This is a genomic window from Streptomyces sp. NPDC006435, from assembly GCF_040612315.1.
GTDB lineage: Bacteria > Actinomycetota > Actinomycetes > Streptomycetales > Streptomycetaceae > Streptomyces.
Map to the genome: position 1 here is coordinate 1 of NZ_JBEXPY010000116.1, position 3,391 is coordinate 3,391.

At 74.6% G+C, this 3,391-nt stretch carries 2 protein-coding genes; one reads left to right on the plus strand and one right to left on the minus strand.

All coding sequences use genetic code 11. From position 1 onward, the window contains the following. A partial coding sequence (locus ABZZ04_RS39330) for a hypothetical protein (protein WP_356937041.1) occupies positions 1-219 on the minus strand: 219 nt, incomplete at its 3' end. 60 nt (positions 220-279) lie between these two features. Between ABZZ04_RS39330 and ABZZ04_RS39335 the strand changes: the two genes are divergently transcribed. Beyond that, positions 280-3,391 (plus strand): beta-ketoacyl synthase N-terminal-like domain-containing protein (locus tag ABZZ04_RS39335; RefSeq protein WP_356937042.1); only part of this gene is annotated, 3,112 nt, incomplete at its 3' end.

The following is a 3,391-nucleotide window of genomic DNA, read 5'->3' on the forward strand; positions in this document are numbered from 1 at the left end:
GCTCAGGGGGTAGGTGCGGTTCGCGGCCTGGGCGATGGCGGCGTCGTAGTTGAGCTTGCGGTAGGAGTAGGAGACGTACTCCGCGAAGCCCCCGAACCACCCCGCGGGCGCTCCGGATTCCGGGGCGCCCGCTCCGGGTGGAACCGGGCCCGACCCGGGTGGAGCCGGGCTCCACCCGGTCTCCAGAACGACGGTCGAGAGTGGGACGGGCACTGTCACGGGCCCGTCCCCGCATCGTGCGCCGGTCGTCCGCTTCAACGAGCTATCGAGGATGAGCAGATGAGCTATGCCCAGGTGAACAGTGGCGACGGCCGGGCTCCGGCGACCGCCGAGGACATCACGGCCTTCGTCCGGACTGCCGTCGCCGAACTGCTGGACGTACGGCCGGAAACCGTCGACGTCGACCGGCCGCTGCGCGACCTCGGACTGGACTCCGTCCGGATCCTGTCCCTCGTGGCGGTGCTGTCGGAACGCCTCGGACGCCCCGTGCCCGGCTGGGCGGTGTGGCAGTACCCCACCGTCGCCGGGCTCGGCGCCCACCTGGCGGGCGAGGACGCGCCCCCCGCCGCCGCACCGCGCCCCGGCCGGACCCCCGCCGCGAACGACCCCATCGCCATCGTCGGCCTCGGCTGCCGGCTGCCCGGCGGCATCGAGACGCCCGAGGCGCTCTGGGAGAGCCTGTGCGACGGACTCGACGCGATCCGCGAGGTCCCCGCCGACCGCTGGAACGCCCGGGAATGGCTCGACCCGGACCCCCGGGCACCCGGCCGGATGAACACCCGCTGGGGCGGCTTCCTCGACGACGTCGCCGGGTTCGACGCCGACCTGTTCCGGATCTCGCCCGCCGAGGCCAAGCACATGGACCCGCAGCAGCGCATGGCGCTGGAGGTCGCGTGGGCCGCCTTCGAGGACGCCCGGATCGTCCCCACCGACATCGCCGGCACCCGCACCGGCGTCTTCTTCGGCACGATGGCACAGGAGTACCACCTCGCCACCGGCGCCGACGCCGACGACATCGAGACGCACTCCGCCGTCGGCTGGGACAACTCCATCATCCCGGCGCGCATCGCCTACACCCTGGGCCTGCACGGCCCCGCCATGGCCGTCGCGACCGCCTGCAGCTCCTCGCTCACCGCCACCCACCTCGCCGTGCAGAGCCTGCGCCGCGGCGAGACCGACCTCGCCCTGGCGGGCGGCGTCAACATCATGCTCCACCCCAACACCACCGTCGCCATGACCAAGTTCGGCGGCATGAACCCGGACGGCCAGTGCCGCGCCTTCGACGCGGGCGCCAACGGCTACGTGCGCGGCGAGGGCTGCGGCGCCGTCGTCCTGCGCAGGCTCTCCGACGCCCTGGCCTCCGGCGACCGCGTGTACGCCGTGATCCGCGGCACCGCCGTCAACAACGACGGCGCCTCCAACGGACTCACCGCCCCCAATCCGCGCGCCCAGGTCGACGTCGTGCGCACCGCCTGGCAGGACGCCGACGTCGACCCCAAGGACGTCTCCTACGTGGAGGCGCACGGCACCGGCACCCTCCTCGGCGACCCCATCGAGGCGGAAGCCCTCGGCACGGTGTTCGCCGAGGGCCGCGAGGAACCCCTGCACCTGGGCTCCGCCAAGACCAACTTCGGCCACCTGGAGCCCGCGGCCGGTGTCACCGGCCTCCTCAAGACCGCCCTGTCCCTGTACCACGGCGAGATCCCCGCCAGCCTCCACTTCGACGTGCCCAACCCGCACATCGACTTCGAGGCCAACAAGCTCAGCGTCGTCGCCGAGCGCCGCCCGTGGCCCGCCGCCCGCCGCCGCTACGCGGGCGTCAGCGGCTTCGGCTTCGGCGGCACCAACGCCCACGTCGCCCTCGAAGAGGCCCCCTGCGTCCGCCGCCGCCTCGTGCCCCTCGCCGCCGCGACCGAGGAGGCGCTGAACGCGGCGATCGCCACCGCGGGGGACACCACGACCGGCCCGCACCCGGCCCCGGACGCCACCGGCACCCACCGTGCGGTCGTCGCCCCGACCCCGGCCGGCCGCGCCGAGCTCGTCGCGGGGCCCACCCGGTCCGAGCGACGCCCCCAGCTCGCCCTCTTCTTCTCCGGCCACGGAGCGCAGTGGATCGGCATGGGCCGCGACCTGCTCTCCGAGCCCGCCTTCCGCACCGCCCTCGACGACTGCGACCGCGCCGTCGCCGAGCACACCGGCTGGTCGGTCACCGACGAACTCCTCGCCGACCCGGCCTCCTCCCGGCTCGACCGCACCGACGTCGTCCAGCCCGTCCTCTTCTCCGTACAGGTCGCCCTGGCCCGCACCCTGGCCGCCTGGGGCCCGGAACCCGACACCGTCTTCGGCCAGAGCATCGGGGAGGCCGCCGCGGCCGTCGTCGCGGGCGCCCTCCCGCTGGACGAGGGCGCCCGGCTCATCACCACCTGGTCCGCGCTGATCGCCGAACGCGCCTCGGGCCACGGCGCCCTCCTGGTCTGCGACCTCACCGCCGACGGGGCCGCCCGCCCGGCCGCCGACCACGGGCTCTCCGTCGCCGGACACCTCGCACCCGACCAGGTCTGCCTGTCCGGCCCCGCGGACGCCGTCGCCGCCGCCGAACGGGAACTCTCCGAGAACGGCGTACGCACCGCCCGCGTCAACATCGACTACGCGTCCCACAGCGCCGGGCTGGAGGACCTCGCCCCCGAACTCGTCCGCAGGCTCGGCACCCTGCGCACCGGCGTCACGTCCGTCCCCTTCTGGTCCACCGTCGACGACGACTTCGTCGACGGCACCGCGCTCGACGCCGAGTACTGGGCACGCAACATGTGCCGCCCCATGCTGGTGGCCGAGGCGGTCGCCGCCCTCACCCGCACAGAGTCCGCCGCCGCGCACGGACTGAGCGTCGTGGAGATCGCCCCGCACCCCGTCGCCCGGCACTCCCTGGAGCGGACGCTCACCGCGCTCGGCGCCACCCGCTCCGCCGCCCTCGCCACCTGCCGACGCGACCGGCCCGCCCGCCGGAGCCTGGAGGACCTGGTCGCCCGCCTGTGGTGCGAGGGCCACGACATCGGCTGGACGGCCGTCCACGGCCGCTCCGACCGGCCCGCGCTCAAGACCCCCGTCGTCCTCACCGTCTCCGGCAAGTCCGAGGAGGCACGGGCCGAGAACGCCGCCCGGCTCGCCGACCACCTGACGGGCCGGCCCGACGCGGAACTGCTCGACATCGCCTACAGCGCCGCACACCACCGCGCCCACCTGGACCACCGGGCGAGCGTCGTGGCGAGCACCACCGACCGGGCCGGGGAGGCACTCCTGGCGTTGGCGGATGGTCGGGCGCATCGTGATGTCGTCGAGGGTTCCGTCGTCGGTGGTGAGCTGGCGGTGTTGTTCACGGGGCAGGGCAGTCAGC